The organism is Citrobacter sp. S46_ASV_140 (assembly GCF_018919545.1).
GTDB lineage: Bacteria > Pseudomonadota > Gammaproteobacteria > Enterobacterales > Enterobacteriaceae > Citrobacter > Citrobacter braakii.
This window is the reverse complement of the sequence record NZ_JAHLRC010000244.1, coordinates 1-2,011: the sequence shown is the minus strand read 5'-3', so window position 1 is coordinate 2,011 and position 2,011 is coordinate 1. Positions and strand designations below refer to the sequence as shown.

Genomic DNA, 2,011 nt, shown 5'->3' with positions numbered 1-2,011 from the left:
AACCTGGACGGTTCGCAAGTGCGCTTCAGCAAAGCCGGCTCACCAGGCTCTCTGACAGTAGACACCCTGACTGCAAGCAACAGCCAATTCGTCATGAACACTGATGGAAAAACGGCAGATACGGTAACGGTTAACCAGTCGCTGTCCGGTAAAAACAATGCGCTAGTTGTTGTCCCGTCTGTGGCTTCAGTGAGCCAGGGAATGTCATCCGTAGCGTTAGTCACAGCGCCGAAAACGACGGCTGCCGATGTGTTCACGCTCAAACCAGTGACACAGCGCGCGGGTATTCATACCTTCACGCCGCAATTGGGCATCGTGGAGAGCGAAAACAGTAAACAATGGCGGCTGGAAGGATTTGACGTGCAGCAGGACAACGCGGCGCTGCAGGCCAGCAAATCAGTTATGAATGCGGGATATAAAAACTTCCTGACAGAGATGAACAACCTGAACTACCGCATGGGCGATCTGCGCAACACCCACGGTGAAACCGGGGCGTGGGCGCGAATCTTCAGCGGTACGGGTTCCGCTGAGGCGGGCAATTCCAACAGCTGGACACATCTGCAGATTGGAGCCGACAGAAAGCACGCGTTTGACGGCGGTGATCTGTTTACCGGTGTGACGGCAACGTTCACTCACAATAGCAGCCATGGTGATGGCTGGTCCGGTCAGACAAAATCAACCGGTATCGGTTTCTATGCTTCCGCGATGTTTGACTCCGGGCTGTATGTGGATGCAATCAGTAAATATGTCCGCCACGATAACCACTATTCGGCAAGCGAAATCGAAATGCCGGAGCAGGATTACCGCTCACATTCCTGGTATCTGGGCGCAGAAACCGGCTGGCGCTTCTCGTTACCTGACGAAACCTTTATTCAGCCGCAGACGGAATTGGTTTATGGCTCGGTGTCAGGAAACCGGTTTGACTGGCAGTCTGCAGGCTCAGACATCCGTATGCAGCGTAAGCAGGATAATCCATTGATAGGTCGTACCGGAGTTGATATCGGTAAAACCTTCACAGGTAAAGACTGGAAGTTGACCGCGCTGACGGGCGTTCATTATCAGTATGACCTGTTTAATCCTGCGAAGACGGTCATTCGTGATTTTGCCGGGAAAACGTCCATCAGAAATGGTAAAGATAGCCGGGTAAACTTTAATTTCGGTGTCAATGCTGAAATAAAAGATAACACCAGGATTAGTCTTAATGTTGAGCGTTCGGCGTTTGGTCATTACGATATTGATAAGGCAATTAACGCCAATATTCGTTATTCATTTTGATTTTAAATTTTGAGCAAGTAAAAGCCTGAATCGATAGTTCAGGCTTTTTTATGGATTAATTGCAAGTGATAATTAAATCCATTTACACTATAAGTTGTGGTACATAATTTTATCGCATTGGATTATTTTTTAGGGTGGTTTTTGTACTTTTCATACCTTATAGTCACTTTTAGTTAAGGTGTCTAATACATTTGATAGCGAATAGTTCTTATGTCCACTGCTTTTTTATTGGCAAGTAAAAATTCTTTTTTCAATTACGGATTATCATTGCTCGCCAATGACAATTCAGATTTTAAATGTTACGAGTACAGGAATTTTTATTCTGCTCATGAAATACTGAATAAATATAAAAAAGTCTATTTGGTTTGTGACAGGGATGATTACTTATCTTACTGCTTTTTGATGGAAAAATTCCCGGTAACCTGCCTCTGCTTTAAGCAGGTATCATACCAGAATGAGAAGCTGCGTGTGTTCTCAAGCCGAACACCTTCGCCTGCTTCAGTGTTCAATGGCTTGACGGATGATGAACGAAAAATAGTCTATCTGTATTTTTTTAAGAGGAAGAGAATCGGAGAAATCGCGACGCTAACGCAGCTAAAAGAGAGCAGTATTTATTATAAAATACAATCTATTAAACGCAAACTGGGGGCAGAATCCAGCCGAAAGCTTCCGATATTGCTTAAGAATTTTTTTCTTGCACCGAATGTGTGATTGCCATATTTTCGCACTATTTCTC

General features: G+C 44.9%; 1 protein-coding gene. It reads left to right on the top strand.

From position 1 onward, the window contains the following. A partial coding sequence (locus KQJ19_RS23395) for an autotransporter outer membrane beta-barrel domain-containing protein (RefSeq protein ID WP_216404261.1) occupies positions 1-1,275 on the top strand: 1,275 nt, incomplete at its 5' end. Between the last annotated feature and the right edge of the window lie 736 nt (positions 1,276-2,011).